Raw genomic sequence first — 19299 nt, forward strand, 5'->3', positions numbered from 1 at the left:
TGCTCAAACAAAAAGATAGTGCGGCGCTGCGACTCCAAACCGTCGCGTGCCGTTCTAGATTTGGGTTCTGATGCTTTCCAGACTGTCGATCCGCGATATCGTCCTGATCGAGAAGCTGGATATCGACTTCCAGCCGGGTCTTTCGGTGCTGACCGGCGAAACCGGTGCCGGAAAATCCATCCTGCTCGATGCCTTGTCGCTGGCGCTCGGAGCGCGCGGCGATGCTTCGCTGGTGCGCCATGGCGCGGCGCAGGGGCAGGTCATCGCCGTCTTCGACGTGCCGCGTAACCATCCGGCGCGTACGCTGCTTGCCGACAATGCGATCGAGGATGACGGCGACATCATCCTGCGCCGCCTGCAGACGGCGGACGGCCGCACCCGCGTCTTCGTCAACGATCAGCCTTCAAGCGTCACCCTGATGCGCGATGTCGGGCGCGCGCTGGTCGAGATCCACGGCCAGCATGACGAGCGCGCGCTGGTCGACCCCGGAGCGCACCGCGAGGTGCTCGACGCTTTCGGTGGCCATCTCGGCGCCGTCCGCTCGACCGGCGAGGCATGGCGGCACTGGCGCGCCTGCGAGCAGGAGCTGTCGCGACACCGCGCCAAGGTGGCGGCGGCGGCGCGCGAGGCTGATTATTTGCGCGCTGCGGTGGCGGAACTGACCAAGCTCGATCCGCAGCCGGGCGAGGAGACCGATCTCGCCGAACTGCGGGCGTCGATGATGCGAGCGGAGAAGATCGCTTCCGAAATCCATGATGCGCAGGATGTGCTATCCGGCCCGTCCTCGCCCTTGCCGCAACTGGCCAGCCTGCTGCGGCGGCTGCAGCGCAAAGTGACGGAGGCGCCCGGCCTGCTCGACGATGTCGTCAAATCGCTCGATGAGGCGATGCTGTCGCTCGACGCAGCGCAATCGGGCGTCGAGGCAGCATTGCGCGCCACCGAATATGATCCGCAGCGGCTGGAGAAAGCGGAGGAGCGGCTGTTTTCGCTGCGCGCGGCCTCGCGCAAGCACAGCGTCGCCGTCGACGATTTGGCGCAGCTGCGCGACACGATGTCGGCCGATCTCGCCGATCTCGATGCCGGCGAGGAGCGCCTGCACGGGTTGGAAAAGCAGGCCACCGCCGCGCGCGAGACCTATGACATTGCCGCCGCGCAGCTGTCCTCGCTTCGCCATGCGGCGGCGGTCGGCCTGACCAAGGCGGTGATGGCGGAATTGCCGGCTCTGAAGCTCGAACGCGCCGCCTTTATCGTGGAAATGAAGAGCGAGGTCGAAAGCCGCATGGAAGAGGGGATCGATCAGATCGAATTCTGGGTGCGGACCAATCCAGGCACGCGGCCCGGGCCGATGATGAAAGTGGCCTCCGGCGGGGAGCTTTCGCGCTTCCTTCTGGCGCTGAAGGTGGCGCTGGCTGATCGCGGCTCGGCGCCGACGCTGGTGTTCGACGAAATCGACACCGGTGTGGGCGGCGCTGTCGCCGACGCTATCGGCCAGCGGCTGGCGCGGCTGTCGAAGCGGGTCCAGGTGCTGTCGGTGACGCACGCACCACAGGTGGCGGCGCGCGCGGCGACGCATTTCCTGATCTCCAAATCCGGCACCACCGACCGTGTCGCCACAGGCATTGCCGAAATGGATCGGCCGGCGCGGCAGGAAGAGATCGCACGCATGCTGGCCGGCGCCACCATCACCGACGAGGCGCGCGCCGCCGCGGAGCGGCTGCTGCGTGAGAATACCGCCGTTTCCTGATGGCGCGGCTTCCCGATCGGGGGTGCCTCTAACTGGTGAAATTCGACACACGAACAGAGTCAGCATATGGCTCCATCCTGCTGTTTCGGCGTGGTTTTGTCAGAATTCAGCTCCCTTCCATCCGAATCCTGATCTATTGTCCCGGGCCAACAGCAGCCAGGTGCAAAACCATGTCCGAAAAACCAGTCGATGCCCTGACCGAAAGCGAGGCCGAAGCTGAGCTGAAGCGCCTCGCGGAAGAGATCGCCGAGCACGATCGGCGCTACCATACCGAAGACGCGCCAGTTATCACCGATGCAGAATATGATGCGCTGGCACGGCGCAACCTTGCCATCGAGGAGCGCTTTCCAGCGCTGGTTCGCGAGGACTCGCCATCGCTGAGGGTTGGTGCAGCACCCGCGGAAGGCTTTACCAAGGTGCGCCACGCCGTGCCGATGCTCAGCCTTGCCAAGGCCTATACCGACGATGACGTCACGGATTTCATCGAACGCGGGCGGCGGTTCTTCGATCGCGACAAGGAGCTCGACATCGCCTTCACCGCCGAACCGAAGATCGACGGGCTGTCGGCTTCGCTGCGCTACGAGAACGGTGTGTTCGTGCAGGGCGCGACGCGTGGCAACGGCGCCGTCGGCGAAGACATCACCGCCAATTTGAAGACTATCGCCGACATCCCTGCGAAGTTGAAAGGCTCGGGCTGGCCCGAAACCATCGAGATCCGCGGCGAGGTTTATATGAGCTATGCGGAATTCGAGGCGCTGAAGCAACGCTCGGCAGCGGCCGGCGGCCAGGACTATGTCAATCCGCGCAATACGGCGGCCGGGTCGCTGCGCCAGAAGGATCCGTCCGTCACCGCCAGCCGCAACCTCAAATTCTTCGCCTATGCCTGGGGCTACACCTCGGCGGATCCCGCTCCGACCCAATATGATTCGGTACAGAAATTCGCCGAGTGGGGGTTCAAGATCAGTCCGCTGATGGTGCGGGCGAAATCGGCCGAGGAGTTGATCGCGCATTATCATCGGATCGAGGAGCAGCGCTCGGCGCTCGGCTACGATATCGACGGTGTCGTCTACAAGGTCGACCAGCTGGAATTGCAACGCCGATGGGGCTTCGTCACCGGCGAACCGCGCTGGGCGGTCGCGCACAAATTCCCGGCCGAACAGGCGATGACGACCGTGCAGAAGATCGACATCCAGGTCGGTCGTACCGGTACGCTGGCGCCGGTTGCGCGGCTGGCGCCGGTCACTGTCGGCGGCGTCGTGGTCGAGAACGTCACGCTGCACAATGAGGACTACATCAAGGGCCTGGACAGTACCGGCGAGCCGATCCGAGATGGCATCGATGTGCGCATCGGCGATACGGTCGTGATCCAGCGGGCAGGCGATGTCATTCCGCAGATCGTCAGCGTCGTCATCGACAAGCGGCCTGCTGATGCGGTGCCTTACGAGTTCCCTCACACTTGCCCGATCTGCGGCTCGCCGGCGACGCGCGAGATCAACGAAAAGACCGGCAAGGAAGATTCGCGCCGCCGCTGCACCGGGGAACTGAGCTGCCCGGCGCAGGCGGTGGAGGGATTGCGCCACTTCGTGTCACGCGGCGCCCTGGACATCGAAGGGCTCGGCGCGGAAAACATAGACACGTTCTTCAATGCGGGATTGATCAAGACCGCCGCCGATATCTTCACGCTCAGGGACCGCCGTCCGGCTGTCACCAGGGCGCTGGCCGAGCGCCGTGAGGAGCAGGCAAGGCAGCGCGAGGCCGCATCGGGCAAGACACGCAAGAATGTGCGCAGCGTCGAGGATCGCAACTATGAGGGCCTCGACAAGCTGTTCGCCGCCATCGATTCGCGCCGCGAGCCGGAGCTGGACCGCTTCATCTTCGCGCTCGGCATCCGCCATATCGGTGAAACGACGGCCGCCGTGCTTGCCCGCACCTTCTCGACCATCGAGGAGCTGATCCGCGTCGGCAAGGAGACAGCGGCAGCGGAGAATCCACATACGGTTTTCCCCTCGGTCAACGGCATCGGCGATACCGTGATCGATGCTTTGCGCGACTTCTTCGGCAATGAGCGCAATGACGACGTGCTTGACGCGTTGCTCCGCCAAGTCAAGCCGAAGCCGTATATCGTCAACCTCTCGGCCGACAGCGAGGTCGCCGGCAAGACGGTCGTGTTCACGGGCTCGCTGGAGAAGATGACACGCTCCGAAGCCAAGGCGATGGCGGAGCGCCTCGGCGCCAAGGTCGCGGGCTCGGTTTCGGCGAAGACCGATCTTGTCGTGGCCGGGCCAGGTGCCGGCTCCAAGCTGAAGCTCGCCAGCGAACTCGGCATCGAGGTGATCGACGAGGATGCCTGGCTGGTGCGGATCGGCAAGGCATGACCCGACCGTTCAGCGGCTTCGGCCCCAAAGCCATTCCGTTCCTCAAGGCGCTGGATTTCCACCAGAGCCGCGAGTGGTTCCTGGAGAATCGCGACCTCTTCGAACAGGAGTTGCGCGATCCATTCGGTGATCTGGTCGACACGCTGACCGAGCGTTTCGCGGAGGCCGGGCTCGGCCTGCGCGGTGATCGCAAGAAGTCGCTGTTCCGGATCAATCGCGACGTGCGTTTCGCCAGGGATAAGCGGCCCTACAACAGGCATTTGTCGGCCATCCTGTCGCCCGACGGCACCAAGATGGAGCAGGGTGTGTTCTACGTTCATATCGGGCTTGAGCGCTGCTTTGCCGACATCGCCTGGTGGCAGCCGGAGCCTGCGCTGCTGCTGGCGATGCGCAAAGCCGTCGCGACGAAGCCGGACAGGTTTCGCGCCCTGGTGGCGGCGTTGAAGAAGAACCGGCTTGAACTCGAGACCGAAGGCCGCATGAAGCGTACGCCACGCGGCTTCGAGGAAATCAGCGATCCCGATCTGGTCGCCGCCATCCGCCACCGGCATTTCTATGTCCAGCATGTCATCGATCCGGCCGGAATCCATACGGCTGATCTGGTCGAAGAACTCGTCGATTTCACCTTGCGCGCCAAGCCGCTGCTCGACTGGGGCAGGGCGATCGAGGGCAAGATCCCGAAGGAATAAGCGTCTAACTCAGCCGATCCAGCGATCATTTCCGCTGATCGTTTGGCTCAAGCGAATTCGTGTGACACGGCAAGCCGCGCCACCTACATACCGCGCTTCCCTTGTTGTTGTGCATGTCGTTATCCCTGCTACGCATTTTTGGGCGACATGCATCAGGAGTGGTTGATGGCGACGGACGCAATTTCAGAGAGCAGCGAAAGAAGCGATTTCTGGCAGGGCGTGCGGCTGTCGATGCCTGTCGTGGTGGCGTCGGCGCCGTTTGCGGTGCTGTTCGGCGCGCTCGCCGTCGACAACGGTTTCTCCGTCCTGGAAGCCTTCCTGATGAGCGCGCTGGTCTATGGCGGCGCCAGCCAGATGGTCGGCATCCAACTGTTCGGCCAGCATGTGGCGCCGTGGCTGATCGTGCTGTCGATCTTCGCCGTCAATTTCCGCCACGTGCTCTATTCCGCCGGCATCGGCCGGCGCATTGCGCACTGGCCTGTCATCAGCCAAGCACTCGGTTATTTCATCCTCACCGATCCGCAATTCGCGGTAGCCGAAGCGCGGGCGCAATCGGGCCAGACGGTCGGCTTTGCCTGGTATCTGGGACTTGGCTTGCCGGTCTATCTGTTCTGGATCGTCGAAAGCGCGCTTGGCGCACTGTTCGGCAAGCTGATCCCCGACACGCATGCGCTGGGCATCGATTTCCTGCTGCCGATCTATTTCCTCGGTCTCGTGCTGGGCTTCCGCAAGCGGCCGCTGTGGCTGCCGGTGGTCGTCGCCAGCGCCGCCGCCTCGATCATCGCCTATAAGACCGTGGGGTCGCCCTGGCATGTCTCGATCGGCGCTGTTGCCGGCGTGCTGCTGGCGGTCATCCTGCCTCCCCATCACAGCGGCGTAAAGGCACGGCCATGAGCACGACCTTCTGGATCATCATCGCCGGCGCAATCGCGACCTATCTGACGCGCATCGGCGGGCATCTGGTCATCTCCCGCTTCGACACCATCCACCCGCGCGTCGAGGCCGGCCTCAATGCCGTGCCGGCCGCGGTGCTGACGACGCTGGTGGCGCCGGAACTGTTGAATGCCGGGCCGGCGGAATGGGCCGCACTGGTGGTCACCGCCGTGGTTTCGCTGCGCGGTGGGCTGATGGCGATGTTTCTGGCGGGCGCGGCCGTTCTGATTTTGGCGCGGCAGTTCGTGGGGTAAAATTCTAAGAGCGAATCGGTTTGGACGTTAGCGCCGCCTTTATTGCCCTGCCGGGCACTTCTCCCCGTAAACGGCCGGGCTGTCACGTATGGATTCTTGCGAAGAAGAACCCCCACCCTAACCCTCCCCACAAGGGGGAGGGAACGCTGCCGCGTGCCTTTAATTCTTCTTGGCGCCGAAAAGACAGGCGATTCTCCTGGGTCAGCGCCAACGGAAGTCTCCCTCCCCCTTGTGGGGAGGGGTTAGGGGTGGGGGTCCGTGCCGGGCAGCCATCTCAAGAATTCCATACGCGATAGTCCTGCCGTAAACGGGAGAAAGAAGCTCACCTCAAATCTTCGCGTCGTGCGGCAGCGGCGCGGTGGCTTTTTCCAGCCATGTCAGCGTTTCGCCGTCGAGCATCGGGCCGATCTCGGCCAGCACGCGCGCATGGTACGTGTCCAGCCAGTGCAGCTCGTCGCGCGTCAGGAGGTCCGACTGCACCAGTCTTGTGTCGACCGGCGCCAGCGTCAGCGTCTCGAAGCCGTGCATGGCGATGTCGCCGCCCTCGATCTCTTGCGCCGGCGTCACCAGGATCAGGTTCTCGATGCGGATGCCGTAGGCGCCTTCCTTGTAGTAGCCCGGCTCGTTGGACAGCATCATGCCTTCGAGCAGCTTTTCGGTGCCGGTGCGGGCGATACGCTGCGGCCCTTCATGAACGGCCAGATACGAGCCGACGCCATGGCCGGTGCCGTGGGCGAAGTCGCAGCCGTGCTGCCACAGCGCCATGCGCGCGACGGCATCGATTTCCGAGCCGCGCGTGCCGGCGGGGAAGCGCAAGGTGGAAATACCGATCATGCCTTTCAGCACCAGCGTGAAGCGTTCGCGCATCTCCTGCGTCGGCTCGCCGATAGGCACGGTGCGGGTGATGTCGGTGGTGCCGTCCTGATACTGCGCGCCGGAATCGAGCAGGAACAGCTCGCCGGCCTGCAGCTTGCGGCTGGTGGCGCGCGACACGCGATAATGCATGATGGCGCCGTTCGGGCCGGCGCCGGAGATGGTGTCGAAGGAGACGTCGCGCAGCGGCATCTGCGTTTCCTCGCCGATCCGCCGGCGCGACTCCTCCAGCCGGGTGACGACCGATATCTCGTCGAGCGAGCCGGGTTCTTGCCGCTCCAGCCAGCACAAAAGCTTCGCCACAGCCGCGCCATCACGGCGATGCGCGGCGCGCGAGCCATTGATCTCGGCCTGGTTCTTGGTGGCGCGCGGGATGCGGGCAGGGTCGGCTGCGGCGATCACGGTGCCGCCATTCTCCTCGACCAGCATGCGCAGCCTGTCGGCCGCCAGCACCGGGTCGAGCGCGATTTTCGCACCACTCTTGGCAAGTGCTGCGATCGCCGCTTCGAATTCGCCGGGCTCATGCGGCTCGGCGAGCTGCGTGAGGTAGGCGGCGACCTGGCGCGAGAATTTGCGCTGGTCCATGAAAAGCTGGTGCGACCCATCGGCGGCAAGAATGGCGAAGCCGAGCGCCAGCGGCGTGTGCGGCACGTCGCCGCCGCGGATGTTGAAGGCCCAGGCGATGGAGGAGGGGTCGGTCAGCACGGCATGGGTGGCGCCGTCCTTGCCGATCGCCGTCGCCAGCCGCGCCAGCTTGTCCTTGGCGAGTTCGCCGGCAAAACCGATCGGGTGGAGTTCGACGGGGGCCACCGGCGCGTCGGGCTGATCCTTCCAGATGATGTCGATCGGGTTCTCGTCGAGCGGCACCAACACGGCGCCCGACTTGTCGGCCGAGGCCTGCAGCGCCTTGATCTCGCTGATCGTGTGCAGCCACGGATCGAAGCCGAGCCGTGCGCCCTTGCCGAGATTGTCTTTCAGCCAGACAGCCGGCGGATTGTCGACCAGGCTTTCGATCGAAAAGACGTCGAGATCGACCTCGCTGCGCACTTGCAGCGTGTAGCGTCCGTCGACAAAGACGAAGGCGCGGTCGCGCAGGACGATGGCGACACCGGCCGAGCCGCTGAATCCGGTCAGCCATTTCAGCCGCGCCGAACGGTCGGCGACATATTCGCCCTGATGCTCGTCGGCACGCGGCACGATGAAGCCGTCCAGCCCGTTGGCTTCAAGCCATTGGCGCAGCAACGCCACACGCGGTTTACCGACGGTCGGGTCGCCGGCGGAATCGAAGGTCTGGAACATTGTGGGCCTCCTGCGGTCAGCGCAACCGTAGCGTACGGTCGCGGAAATCGGAATCGATTTCCGGCTGCGCGCAACCTGCTACAGCATCGCTTGACTGACAATCAGCGGAACTTGGTCCAAGCTCGGTCGTTGCCGGCCCGCATGCCTCAATGCTTCAGGTGGATCGTCACCCAGCCTTCGCGGTGCAAGGTGCGCACGTGGCGAAAATTCTGGCCGACATAGGCCGAGATGACGGCGTCGCGCTGGCGCTCGAGGATGCCTGACAGCACGATAGAGCCGCCAAGTGCGATATGATCGGCCATTTGCGGCGCCAGCCGCATCAGCGGCCGCGCCAATATGTTGGCGACGATCAGATCGAAGGGCGCGCGCTTGCCGAAGATCGGATGGTGAAAGCCTGGTGCTGTTGCTGTTTCCACCAGTGCCTTGACGTGGTTGAGCCGCGCATTGGCGGCAGCCACCCGCACCGCCACCGGATCGATGTCGGTGGCCAGCACAGGAATATGCGCCAGCTTGGCGATGGCGATCGCCAGCACCGCACTGCCGGTGCCGAGGTCGAGCGCATTGCGCGGATGCTCGCGCCGAACCACTCTTTCCAGCATTTCCAGGCAGCCGGCTGTGGTGCCGTGGTGACCGGTGCCGAAGGCGAGGCCGGCCTCGATCTCGATGGCGAGTTCGCCGCTGTGGCGTTTCCTGCGGTCATGCGCGCCGTGGACGAAGAAACGGCCGGCACGCACCGGCTTCAGCTCTTCCAGCGAATGCGCCACCCAGTCGATGTCGGGCAGGGCCTCGCGCTCGACCAGCTTCGACAGGGAAAGGCGAGCAAGGATGTCCTTCAAGCGGGTCTCGACCGCATCGACGTCGCCATCGGCATAGAGCGACACTTCGTGGATGTCCTTGTCCTCGTCGACCTCCAGGACGGCGATCGGCAGCCCTTCTTCCTCGAAGGCTGCCTCGAGCGCCGCGAAAATGCTGACGGACTCGGTCTTTCCGGTGGTGAAGTAAAGGCGCGTCTGGGTCATGAAATGGTAATCAGCCTTTCGCCGCCAGCCGCTTCAGCTTGGCGATGGCCGTATCGGCGCTTTCGCCGTAGGCGATGGTGCCGGCGAAGTCGCCCTTGGCGTTGAGCAGCAGCACCGAGGCGGTGTGGTCCATCGTGTAGTCGCCGTCGCCGGTGTCGACCTTCTTCCAATAGATGCCGAACGACTTGGCCATGGCATGGACCTTGTCCGGAGCGCCCGTGATGCCGACGATACGGTCGGAGAAATTGCTGACATAGGCGTTCATCACTTCCGGCGTGTCGCGCTCGGGATCGACCGAGACGAAATAGGCGTGCAGGTTCTTGCCGTCGTCGCCGAGCGTCTTCAGCCAGCCGGCCAGTTCGAACAGCGTGGTCGGGCAGACCTCGGGGCAATGGGTGAAGCCGAAGAAGACGACGCTGGGCTGCCCCCTGAAGGCGGCCTCGGTGATCGGCGCGCCTTTCTGGTCGACCAGGCTAAAGGCGGCCCCGAACGGCTCGCCGCCATAATGGCCGCGGTACCAGTCGAAAGTCAGCCAGCCGATGCCGGCAGCCATCAGGACGAGAATGCCGACCAGGATAGAACGCATCATCATCAAAAGTCCGTCTGCAGAAATCGCCGCGCCGGCTCAATGCCGCGCCTGTGCGACAGTCTTAGCGGTTCGGCCTCGCACAGGCAAAGTGCCGCGTTGCCGCAACCGCAGTGGTGTTGACCCTATCTGCTTGCAAAGCCGGGCTGCTCGCCCCACCTGTGACCGGCAACTCGAACCGCAGGAGGCTAGTTTGCGACGACTGATTGGGCGACGACTGATTGGGCACGGACTGATTGGGCGGAAACTGATCGGCGGCGCCTTGGCCGCCTGCGTTGTCCTTGGCGCCGGTGCCGCGGTCGCCGAGGAAGTCGGCAAGGTCGGCGTCGACTGGCTTGGCAACGACATCATCGTCGAGGCGATCAAGGATCCGAAAGTGGAGGGCGTGACCTGCCATGTCTCCTATTTCGATCGCGGCATCATCGATCGCCTGCACAAGGGCAACTGGTTCGAGGATCCGTCCGATTCCTCGATCTCATGCCGCCAGACCGGTCCGATCACCATCGGTGACATCGACATGAGCGAGGGCGGCGAGGAAGTGTTCAAGCAAGGCATCAGCCTGATCTGGAAGAAGCAGGTGGTGAACCGCATCTACGACAAGCCCAATGAGACGCTGATCTATCTCTCGCATTCGCGCCAGGTGCAGAACGGCTCGGCCAAAATGTCGGTCACCACCGTGCCGCTCTACGGCCAGAACGTGGTGTGGAGCAAAGGCAAGCCGTAACAGGCTGCCGACCTTCGGACGATTGGTCCCGCTTGCGGGACCAATCGCTCGGGGGTAAAGCCGCCGGCATGGACCGTTCCGAAAATCTCGTCCCGAAAGACCCCGAGCCGCGCATTCATCCGACCGCGGAGTTGAAGGCGTGCAAGCTCGGCCGCTATGCCTCGATCGGCGAGCGAGTGGTGCTGCGCGAGGTGAATGTCGGCGACTTCTCCTATTTCGAACGCCATTGCGAAGCGATCTACACGACGATCGGCAAATTCTGCTCGATCGCTGCCAACAGTCGCATCAATGCGCTGGAGCATCCCATAGAGCGGCTGACCCAGCACAAGCTCAGCTACCGGCCGAACGAGTATTTTCGCTGGCTGGGCGTCGATGCCGCCTTCCGCGAGCGGCGGCAGGCGAAAGCCGTAACCATCGGCCATGACGTCTGGATCGGCCACGGCGCGGTGATCATGCCAGGGGTCACCATCGGCAATGGCGCGGTGGTTGGCGCCAACGCAGTGGTGACGCGTGATGTGCCGCCCTACGCGATCGTCACCGGGGTGCCGGCGAAGGCGCTTCGGCCACGCTTCGCTCCGGATATCGCGGAGCGGATCAAAGCTCTCGCCTGGTGGGACTGGCCGGTCGAAAAGCTGGCCAGAGCGGTTCCCGACATGCAGGCAATGCCGATCGAAGCGTTCCTCGATCGCTGGGAAAACGACGCCGTCTGACCAGCTCAAGACGTCGACGGTAACCAATTTTCTTAACGTAAAATATTAAAGTTAAGAAATGGAAAACGGATTGCATCCGTGAAATGAAACACTCCAAGGTTGCAAGAGTTTCGGCAAAATGCACTACTCGGCTCGGGGGTAAGTCGTAAGAAGTCGAAGAAAACACTACTAGCAACAATGGAGAGAAGTCATGAAGAAGTTCGCACTTGTACTCACGGCTGCTATGGTTTCGTTCTCGACTGTCGGCGCCTATGCCGGCGGCTGGGGAGGTAGCTCGGGTAGCCTGATCAATGTGTCGCCGTCCATCGGTGTCGGCCAGGTGACCGCGCTCAATGGCATCCTGAGTGGCAATAACATCCTGAGCGGCAATGTCGTCCAGGGTATTCTGAACGGCAACAAGACCAACGTCCTTACCGGCGTTCTCAGCGGTATCGGCGTCAATATCCTTGGCGGCAACAGCTACAAGCTCGGCAGCCGTCACTGAGCAGGAAAGTCACGGGCATCCTATGTCACGTGTCGTGGGCAGGAGGGTCTTCAACACCCTCCTGCCTCCGCTTGTGGGTCTGCCCAGTCAAAGCGCGGGAATGAGCTAGATCTTCGCCCGCAGGCCCACAAATGCATCGACCGTGTGTTCGCGCTCATCGATCACGGTCTTGAAGGTCTCGGAAACGTCAACGCGAACGACAATGGCCATCGATTTGGTCGCGTTGTACGTCGCTTCGGCATAGACGCCTTTGCGGCGCTCCTGGTTCTCGTAGAGCAGGTTGTCCTTGAGCTCATAGAAGATGCCGGACGCGATGCCGAGGTTCTCGCGCACCTTCATGCCGAGTTCCAGCTCCGCGCGCTGCAGCCATGACGCTAGCGGATCGTCGGTTTCGGACGTTTCGTAGCGGCCGAAATAGGTGCCGCGCAGCTCGAAGCCATGCGGCAGCGGCTTGCCGAAGGTGACTTGCCAGGTCGGACGCCAGCGCTGGTAGATGTCGTCGGCGCCGCGCAGGAACTGCGCACCCAGCGCCACGCCCAGCGTCGAACCATCAGTGGCCTTGTAGGCCGCCTCGGCGCGCAGCGTATAAGCGTTGAACGACAGGAACAGCGGCGGGTAACCAATTTCCTGGACGCTGGCGAACAGCGCGGACGCGGACGCGCCGAAGGCAAGCTGGCCAACTGTCCGGGTGACCCGAGCCGCCAACTGGAACAGATTGCGGTCGGCATGCAGCTTCGCCGGCAGGATGAGATCTTCCTGGAAATGCGTCGCGCCGAGCTTTTCGTAGCTGTCGGCCGCCTCGAGAATCAGCGAGGTGGCATTGCCGAGGTCGATGCCGAGTTGTGTCTGGGCGCCGAAGACCTGCTTGAACTCGCGCGTACCCAGCGTCAGCGGGCCGATATCCAGATTGTCGCCGGTGCTGGAGACGCGATAGCTCAGCGATCCCCTCAGTTCGAGACCCGGGCCGAGCCGGCGGAAGGCCTCGGCCGATAGCGACAATCCGCGGTCGTCCTCGATCGAAATCTTGTCGAAATGCGTTACCTGGAAGTCCGCGCTGAATTTCGCGTTGGCGTCGTTGTCGCCCCATTGCTGCTGCAGCGAACCGCGCAACAGTGTGTACCAGTCCTTGACCGCATGGTCGCTGTCCAGCGCGTTGTTGGTCCAATGCCGTTCGAGACTGCCGGTGATTGTCGGATCCGTCGCTATTTCGGCAGCCGGTGCTGTTGGTGGTTCTGCCCTGGCGCTCACGGTCGCACAGGCCATCAGCAGGCCTAGGCCGGCGCTGCCAAGCAATCTGCGGGAAAGTGGAGCGGCCGTCCGTCTTTCTGCCGGTCGGCGCTTTCGGGAAACCATGCTCCACGCTCTCCGGACTGAAACCCCTTCCGCCATGCGGGGGTGGCGCAGCGGAAGGGGCTGGAGGTAAACCGCTGTGAAGCGGAAGGAACAGGCACTCTTGCCTGCAGGGTTACTGTGACATTGAACCCATAAGCTGTGTTTTCTGCCTTGTTCTCCTTATGCGTGCATTCGATTGCACTTACGTATTTGTTTGCGTCGGGAACCCGAAACGGTCGCTGGTTGTTTCTCATCGCGCCGCAGCGTCGAGGATTTGATAGATGGAAAAGCATTTCACTAAGGTCGCCAACTGGGTCGCCCGCATAGCCGGTCTGCCGCCGACATTTGCCGTCTGTTGCCTGATCGTCATCGTCTGGGCGGTGAGCGGTCCGTTCTTCGGCTTTTCGGACACCTGGCAACTCGTCATCAACACGGGCACGACCATCATTACCTTCCTGATGGTCTTCCTGATCCAGAACACTCAGAACCGCGACGGCGCGGCGATCCAGGCCAAGCTCGACGAACTGATCCGGGTCGGCAAGGGCCACAATCACTTCATCGGCATTGAACATCTGACCGAATCCGAAGTCGAGGAAATCCGCGCCAAATGCGAGCGTGCTGCAAAGCGGCATGACGAACAGATCGCCGACATGGCGGCGAAGAAGGTTGTGGCGAGGAAGCGCGGGTCGAAAAAGCAGGCGGCCTGAAAATCAGCCCTTCATGAACGCCGCGAAACTGTCCTTGTGGTCCGGATGCCAGCGCGACAGGGCTGGGCGGTTCTCGATGATGTCGCCGATCGTCCAGGCCATGCGCTTTTCATCCAGCGGGCGGGCCGCCTCATTGTCCGGGCACAGGATGTAGAAATCGCCTCTGGTCAGGGATTCCAGCATGAAATCCACAACCTGTTCGCCGGTCCAGGCGCCGGCGGGTTTTTCCGTCGCGCCCTCGGTCAGGCCGGTAAAGGTGAAGCCGGGGATCAGGAGGTGGGCAGCGACACGGGCGCCGGGTTCGTTGCGTAACGCATGCGCCAGGCCTTCGGTGAAGGTTTTCACCCCTGCCTTGGAGACATTGTAGGCAAGATTGCCGGGCGGCGTGGTGATGCCTTGCTTGGAGCCGGTGTTGACGATCAGACCCGGCCTGGCCGAGGCCAGCATGCGCGGCGCGAAGGCCTCCACGCCATGCACGACGCCCCAGAAATTGATGTCCAGCAGCCGTTTCCAGGCATCGCGGTTTTCCCATGGCTTCCCGGGATTGTCGCCGACGCCGGCATTGTTCATCAGCAGCGACACGCCGTCGAAGGCGCCGAACGCCCTCTCGGCGAGGCGGTCCACCTCATCCGCCTTCGAAACGTCGGCGGCGACGGCAAGCACGGCATCGTCGCCGGCGATCGCGGAAACGGCGCGCGAGGCGTCGTCAAGCCGCGCGCCGCCAATGTCGGCCAGCACGATCTTCATGCCCATCAGTGCAAGCCGCTTGGCGGCCGCCAGACCGATGCCGCTGGCGGCGCCGGTGATCACGGCGGCATTGCCTGGGGCAAGCGCGGGCAGGGCGGTCTGGATCTCGGCGTCGGTGATCATGGGCGATGGGTTCCTTGTTCGATGGCGCCGAACTTAGCGCCGGAACCGGTCGGTGCAAGCCTCTGCTCGCCTTGTCGGGTTGACCAGTTCGGTCGAGGCTGCGCATGTTGCCCTTTGCCTTCGCGAAAGAGATTTTGTCCTGGGGACAAAACAAACTTTGGCCCTGGGACAAACGGAGATTTCCTGATTGACGGACTGGGTTGCAATTCTGAAGGAACAGACCGCCATTGGCGACCAGATGGGCCCTGAGGTGCCGCAGATGCTGGCCAACCCCGACATCAGCGAAACGCAGGTGAAGACGCTCTTTTCCGCCCTGGAGAAACAAGCCGAGTTCGTCGAGAAGCTGCGCATGGCGCTGGAAAAGTTCGGCCATGATTTCTCGATCGTCAAGGCTGCGGAACGGCTGGAGGAGCGCTATGCCGACCTTGCCGCATCGGTGGCGGAAAAACTGAAAGCGATGCGCAAGTAGCGCAACTCTGGGAAAGACGTGCAACGCTTTGCCTTGAAAATGCGTGAAGACAGCTACTTTTCAATCACCCGCGCAAAGCGCGTATCCGGGACGAGCCATATCATCGCGACCAGCACATAGAGCGCGACGCCGATCCACTGGCTGACGAAGGTCAGCACGACGGCTGCGATGTAGACAGCCAGCGAGAGCTTCCCCTTGCGGTCAGTACCCAGCGCCTTGGCAAAGGCGGTATCATTGCCGTGAAGCCGATGCAGCGCGGCGGCGAGTATGGTGTAGGCGATGGCGCATAGCGCGAGGTCGGTGCCATAGACGGCGACCGGCACCGGCGCAAAGTGGTTCTCGCCCATGAAGGCTGTGGTCACCGGCATCAGCGACAGCCAGAACAGCAGATTGAGGTTGGCCCACAGCACGCGCCCGTCGACCCGCTGCACGGCGTGGAACATGTTGTGCAAATTGTTCCAGTAGATGCCGACATTGATGAAGGACAGCACGTAGCAGAAGAAGATCGGCCACAACGGCACCAGGGCGGAGAAATCCTCGCCATGCGGCACTTTCAACTCAAGCACCATGATGGTGATGATGATAGCCACGACGCCGTCGGTGAATGCCTCGACCCTGCCTTTGCCCATGGATCCCACCTTTGCCCACGATGAATTGTCGAAAGAGAGTAAACGCTAGCGGATGTTGGGGAGCCAATAAATGGCAACCGGGGAATTCCTCAACCATGTCCAAGGAAAATCCGGCATCAGTCCCGCTGGTCAGGACGATTACGGCCGCCCACCGTTGACTTTTCTTGGCTTGGCCGCTCCTCTTGCAGGGCAGTCTTGGCCGAAGCAGATGTACGGCGGGATTCGAATGGAGGGGACTGATGAGATTTCGTTTTCTGCTTGTGGTCGCGACCATTCTGGCCGCGGTCTTCGGGACGTCGGCCGCGGCCTTCGCCTACAGCGCCCACACCTCGACCAACCTCAACGTCCGTAGCGGGCCGGGAGCGGGATACGCCAGAGTGGGAACGCTGCCCGCCGGCTTCAGGGTCAATGTCACCGGCTGCCAGCCGGGCTGGTGTAGAATCCACGGCGGCGGCGTGAGCGGCTGGGCCAGCGCCGGTTATCTAGAACGCTCCCAAATCGTTCGCCCGCCGATCATCATCGTGCGCCCGCCGCATCGGCCGCACTGGCAGCACAGGCCGCACCGTCCTCCACACCATCGCCCGCCGCACAAGCCGCGCCCCGGCAAGTGCAAGATCGCGCCCGGCTTCCCCTGCAGGTGAGGCCGACCGGTTGAGCGATAGATGACGGATCGGAGCCGCTGGCCCCGATCCGAGCCTGTTCAGCCGGCGGATATCCCGCTCAAGCAATGTCCACGGTGCTGTCAGGAGCCTCCCTGTCGGCTGGAACGTCGTGGATGAAACCGCGTTAAATCCTCGATCCCCGAAATTGGTGACGAGGTTGGCAATGGCCATTCGCAATTTTGCGCATACGCACGAAGGAGCAGGTGGCGATGCTCTTGCAATCCCCACCGTCGCCGCGATGATTGCGGTGCTGTTTGCCGGCAGCACGGTGCTGACGCCGCTCTATATCGTGTACAAGCAGCAATTCGGCTTTTCACAAATCACCCTGACGCTGATCTACGCCGTGTATGTCGTCGGCAATCTGGCGGCATTGGTGATGTTCGGCGGGGTGTCCGATGTCGTCGGGCGCCGGCCCGCGAGCCTGGCGGCGATGCTTGTCGCCATCGTCAGTGCGCTTGTCTTCCTGTTTGCCGGAAACGTCGTCTCGCTCGACGTCGCCCGCATCCTGAGCGGGCTTGGCATCGGCGTCGGCGCGGGGACCGGAACCGCGTGGATTGCCGAGCTTCTTCCCGGCGCGGACAAGTCGCGTGCCAGTGTGATCGCCACCAGCACCAATTTCCTCGGCCTCGGCTTCGGCGCACTGATTTCGGGACTTCTGGCTGAATATGAGCCATGGCCGTTGCGGCTGATCTTCATCGTCTATCTGGCAGCACTTTTGGTGGTAACGATCCTGGTCTGGCGCACTCGCGAAACGGTGGCGAAGCCGGGCGGCCTGCGGCGGCTTTCCTTGCGGCCGCAACTTTCCGTCCCGGAGGAAATCCGTGCGCGCTTCGTCGCGCCGGCGGTGACCGGCTTCGGCGCGATGGCGCTGGTCGGGTTCTACGCCGCGTTGGCGCCGAGCATCCTGGCGCAGCAGCTGCATGTGACCAACCACGCCGTCGCCGGCGCGCTGTTCTTCGAACTGGCGATCGTCACCGCGATCAGCATTGTCGTTCTGATGCACATGAAGAGCAACAAAGCGATGCTGGCTGCGCTGGCATTGATGATCCCAAGCGTCTCGTTGGTGGTGGCGGCGCAGATACTGGCCTCGATGGCACTGATGGTTGCTGCGACGGCCTGTTGCGGCGTTGCGGCGGCGCTTGGTTACCGTGGTGGCCTGCAGGTGGTGAACGAGATCGCGCCGAAGGCTCGTCGCGCCGAAGTGGTGTCCAGCTTCTTCATCTGCTGCTTTGTCGGCAACGCCTTGCCCGTCATCGGCATTGGCATCGTTTCGACCTATGCCAGTCCCATCGCCGCCAGCCTGGCATTCGCCGGCGTGATCGTGGCGTTTGCGTTGGTGGCACTGGCTTTTGAGCTGAAACAACACGGGCGTTGAGCCCTGGAGCTGTCCAGCGGAACCGGGTTGGCTTCAGCCGTTCGGTGTTTCAGGCGAAAGATGCGCGCGTCCGCGCGGCACGCCAAGACCGGTGTCCGGCGGCTCGCCGGCGGCCGGCCTGTTCTCGATCATGTGCGTGGTGCGCCAGCGGCCGAAACGGTAGTAGGCTGCGGCCAGTATAAGCGAGCTGATTGAACCCGCCGGGAAACTCCACCACAGCGCTTCCTCGCCGATCACGCCACGCATGAAATAGGCGAAGCCGGTGCGCACGACCAGCACCGAAATGACCAGGATGATCAGCGGCGGCATCACGGCACCCGTGGCTCGTACGGTGGCAAACAGCACGATGGTTATGCCGAACAGAATGAACGACCACGAGGCGACATTGTTGATGTGGACGGCGATGTCGATCGCCGCGCTGTCGCTGCTCAGGAACAGGCTCAGCACCGAACGGTCGAAAACCGACAGCACGGCAACCAGCGCGCCGGTCAGGACCAGGTTGAAGCCGACGCCGGAGGCGGCGATGCGGCCGATCCGGTCCCAGCGCCCGGCGCCGACATTTTGTGCCGCCATCGAGGACACCGCAGCGCCGATGGCGAGCGCCGGCATCTGGATGTAGGTCCACAGTTGGGCGGCGATGCCGTAGGCGGCGGCGACCTGTGAGCCGTTGGAGTTGACCATGCCCATCACTGTCAATGCAGCCGCGGAGATGACAATCATCTGCAGACCCATCGGCACGCCCTTGAAGACGACGATGCGAAGCAAGGTGGGATCGGGCCGCAGCAGAGCGAGGTTGGCGCCGGCCAGCCGCAGCGGATGCTTGCGCACATAGAGCACGATCAGGATGGCGATCACGCTTACCGTCTGGCCGATCAGCGTCGACGTGGCGGAGCCTGCGATACCGAGCTCGGGAAACGGCCCGATGCCGCGGATGAGCAATGGGTTGAGCACGATGTCGAGGACGACGGCCAGCGCCATGAAGAAGAAGGGCGTGCGTGAATCGCCGGCACCGCGCAGCACGGTCATGACGAAGGACAGAAGGTTCATCATCGGCACGGCGACGAAGATGATGCGCAGATAGGACCGGGCCAGCGGCAAGGCATCGACCGGTGTGCCGAGCGTGTTGAGAATGGCGTCGACCCAGATCCAGCCGCATACCGCGAAGATAACCGAGACGAGGAAGAAGAACGTCGCGCTGGTGCCGACGATGCGGCGCGCCTCGGGCAGGTCGCGGGCACCGACCGACTGGGCCACCAGAATGGTGGCCGCCATGCCGATGCCAAACACAGTGCCGAGGATCAGGAACAGGACGAGGTTGGCGTTGGAGGTGGCGGTCAGCGCCGATTCGCCGAGGAAACGGCCGACCCAGACGGCGTTGATCGATCCGTTGAGCGACTGCAGCACGTTGGAGCCGAGCACCGGCAAGGCGAACAGCAGAAGCGTGCGCGGGATCGGGCCGCTGGTCAGGTCGCCGGTGCGCCGGCGCGCGGGCATTTTTTCGTCCATGGCGGGCAGCTCGGCAGATGGTGATTTGGGATCCAGTCCACGATGATATCGCAGGCGGG

General features: G+C 63.2%; 19 protein-coding genes. 12 read left to right on the forward strand and 7 right to left on the reverse strand.

Going from position 1 to position 19299, the window contains the following annotated elements:
• Positions 1-70: 70 nt before the first annotated feature.
• The 5 genes from recN (at position 71) to NKH52_RS22655 (ending at position 5995) form a co-directional block, all read left to right on the forward strand.
• The gene (recN, locus tag NKH52_RS22635; protein WP_352442242.1) at positions 71-1744 is read left to right on the forward strand and encodes a DNA repair protein RecN; all 1674 of its coding nucleotides are present in this window, start codon (positions 71-73) and stop codon (positions 1742-1744) included.
• Between the two features lie 170 nt (positions 1745-1914).
• Positions 1915-4119 (forward strand): NAD-dependent DNA ligase LigA, encoded by a 2205-nt coding sequence (ligA, locus tag NKH52_RS22640; RefSeq protein ID WP_352733727.1) that lies wholly within the window; start codon positions 1915-1917, stop codon positions 4117-4119.
• Positions 4116-4808, forward strand: coding sequence for a DUF2461 domain-containing protein (locus tag NKH52_RS22645; protein ID WP_352733725.1), 693 nt, complete (start codon positions 4116-4118; stop codon positions 4806-4808). The genes ligA and NKH52_RS22645 overlap by 4 nt, the downstream gene beginning before the upstream one ends.
• Positions 4809-4973: 165 nt before the next feature.
• The gene (locus NKH52_RS22650) at positions 4974-5702 is read left to right on the forward strand and encodes an AzlC family ABC transporter permease (protein WP_352733723.1); all 729 of its coding nucleotides are present in this window, start codon (positions 4974-4976) and stop codon (positions 5700-5702) included.
• A complete protein-coding gene (locus tag NKH52_RS22655; protein ID WP_057142891.1) occupies positions 5699-5995 on the forward strand; it encodes an AzlD family protein in 297 nt (98 codons plus the stop codon). Before NKH52_RS22650 ends, NKH52_RS22655 begins: the two co-directional genes overlap by 4 nt.
• 327 nt (positions 5996-6322) lie before the next feature.
• On the opposite strand, the gene NKH52_RS22660 is transcribed toward NKH52_RS22655, so the two are convergent.
• From NKH52_RS22660 to NKH52_RS22670, 3 genes are all read right to left on the reverse strand, one after another.
• A complete protein-coding gene (locus tag NKH52_RS22660) occupies positions 6323-8167 on the reverse strand; it encodes an aminopeptidase P family protein (RefSeq protein WP_352733721.1) in 1845 nt (614 codons plus the stop codon).
• A gap of 146 nt (positions 8168-8313) precedes the next feature.
• Positions 8314-9186 carry a 50S ribosomal protein L11 methyltransferase gene (locus NKH52_RS22665; RefSeq protein WP_127293027.1) on the reverse strand — a complete coding sequence of 291 codons (873 nt, stop codon included), beginning with the start codon at positions 9184-9186 and terminating at the stop codon, positions 8314-8316.
• 10 nt (positions 9187-9196) lie between these two features.
• Entirely contained in the window at positions 9197-9775 is a 579-nt protein-coding gene (locus tag NKH52_RS22670) for an SCO family protein (RefSeq protein WP_027034922.1), read from the reverse strand.
• 229 nt (positions 9776-10004) lie between these two features.
• On the opposite strand from NKH52_RS22670, the gene NKH52_RS22675 reads away from it, so the two are divergent.
• The 3 genes from NKH52_RS22675 (at position 10005) to NKH52_RS22685 (ending at position 11690) form a co-directional block, all read left to right on the forward strand.
• Positions 10005-10496, forward strand: a complete 492-nt coding sequence (locus NKH52_RS22675; protein WP_023813125.1) for a CreA family protein — start codon at positions 10005-10007, stop codon at positions 10494-10496.
• A 68-nt stretch (positions 10497-10564) separates the two neighbouring features.
• Complete coding sequence (locus NKH52_RS22680) at positions 10565-11206, forward strand: transferase hexapeptide repeat family protein (protein WP_127293029.1); 642 nt, start codon at positions 10565-10567, stop codon at positions 11204-11206.
• Positions 11207-11396: 190 nt separating this feature from the next.
• Entirely contained in the window at positions 11397-11690 is a 294-nt protein-coding gene (locus tag NKH52_RS22685) for a hypothetical protein (protein WP_127293031.1), read from the forward strand.
• A gap of 105 nt (positions 11691-11795) precedes the next feature.
• Here NKH52_RS22685 and NKH52_RS22690 read toward each other — a convergent pair whose 3' ends face one another.
• Positions 11796-12938 carry a hypothetical protein gene (locus NKH52_RS22690; RefSeq protein ID WP_352967846.1) on the reverse strand — a complete coding sequence of 381 codons (1143 nt, stop codon included), beginning with the start codon at positions 12936-12938 and terminating at the stop codon, positions 11796-11798.
• 365 nt (positions 12939-13303) lie between these two features.
• Between NKH52_RS22690 and NKH52_RS22695 the strand changes: the two genes are divergently transcribed.
• Positions 13304-13729: a low affinity iron permease family protein gene (locus NKH52_RS22695; protein WP_127293035.1), complete on the forward strand. Its 426-nt coding sequence runs from the start codon at positions 13304-13306 to the stop codon at positions 13727-13729.
• A gap of 3 nt (positions 13730-13732) precedes the next feature.
• Here NKH52_RS22695 and NKH52_RS22700 read toward each other — a convergent pair whose 3' ends face one another.
• Complete coding sequence (locus NKH52_RS22700; protein WP_127293037.1) at positions 13733-14599, reverse strand: SDR family NAD(P)-dependent oxidoreductase; 867 nt, start codon at positions 14597-14599, stop codon at positions 13733-13735.
• Positions 14600-14786: 187 nt separating this feature from the next.
• Here NKH52_RS22700 and NKH52_RS22705 point away from each other — a divergent pair, with 187 nt between their 5' ends.
• Positions 14787-15068: a hypothetical protein gene (locus NKH52_RS22705; RefSeq protein WP_352733717.1), complete on the forward strand. Its 282-nt coding sequence runs from the start codon at positions 14787-14789 to the stop codon at positions 15066-15068.
• 53 nt (positions 15069-15121) lie between these two features.
• On the opposite strand, the gene NKH52_RS22710 is transcribed toward NKH52_RS22705, so the two are convergent.
• Positions 15122-15697, reverse strand: coding sequence for a TMEM175 family protein (locus tag NKH52_RS22710; protein WP_127293041.1), 576 nt, complete (start codon positions 15695-15697; stop codon positions 15122-15124).
• Between the two features lie 239 nt (positions 15698-15936).
• On the opposite strand from NKH52_RS22710, the gene NKH52_RS22715 reads away from it, so the two are divergent.
• The gene (locus NKH52_RS22715) at positions 15937-16338 is read left to right on the forward strand and encodes an SH3 domain-containing protein (protein ID WP_023813119.1); all 402 of its coding nucleotides are present in this window, start codon (positions 15937-15939) and stop codon (positions 16336-16338) included.
• 184 nt (positions 16339-16522) lie between these two features.
• A complete protein-coding gene (locus NKH52_RS22720) occupies positions 16523-17734 on the forward strand; it encodes an MFS transporter (RefSeq protein ID WP_127293043.1) in 1212 nt (403 codons plus the stop codon).
• A 33-nt stretch (positions 17735-17767) separates the two neighbouring features.
• Here NKH52_RS22720 and NKH52_RS22725 read toward each other — a convergent pair whose 3' ends face one another.
• On the reverse strand, positions 17768-19240 hold the full coding sequence (locus NKH52_RS22725) for an MATE family efflux transporter (protein ID WP_127293045.1): 1473 nt from the start codon (positions 19238-19240) through the stop codon (positions 17768-17770).
• Positions 19241-19299 lie beyond the last annotated feature (59 nt).

It is taken from the genome of Mesorhizobium sp. M1066, from assembly GCF_040318635.1.
Taxonomy (GTDB): Bacteria; Pseudomonadota; Alphaproteobacteria; order Rhizobiales; family Rhizobiaceae; genus Mesorhizobium.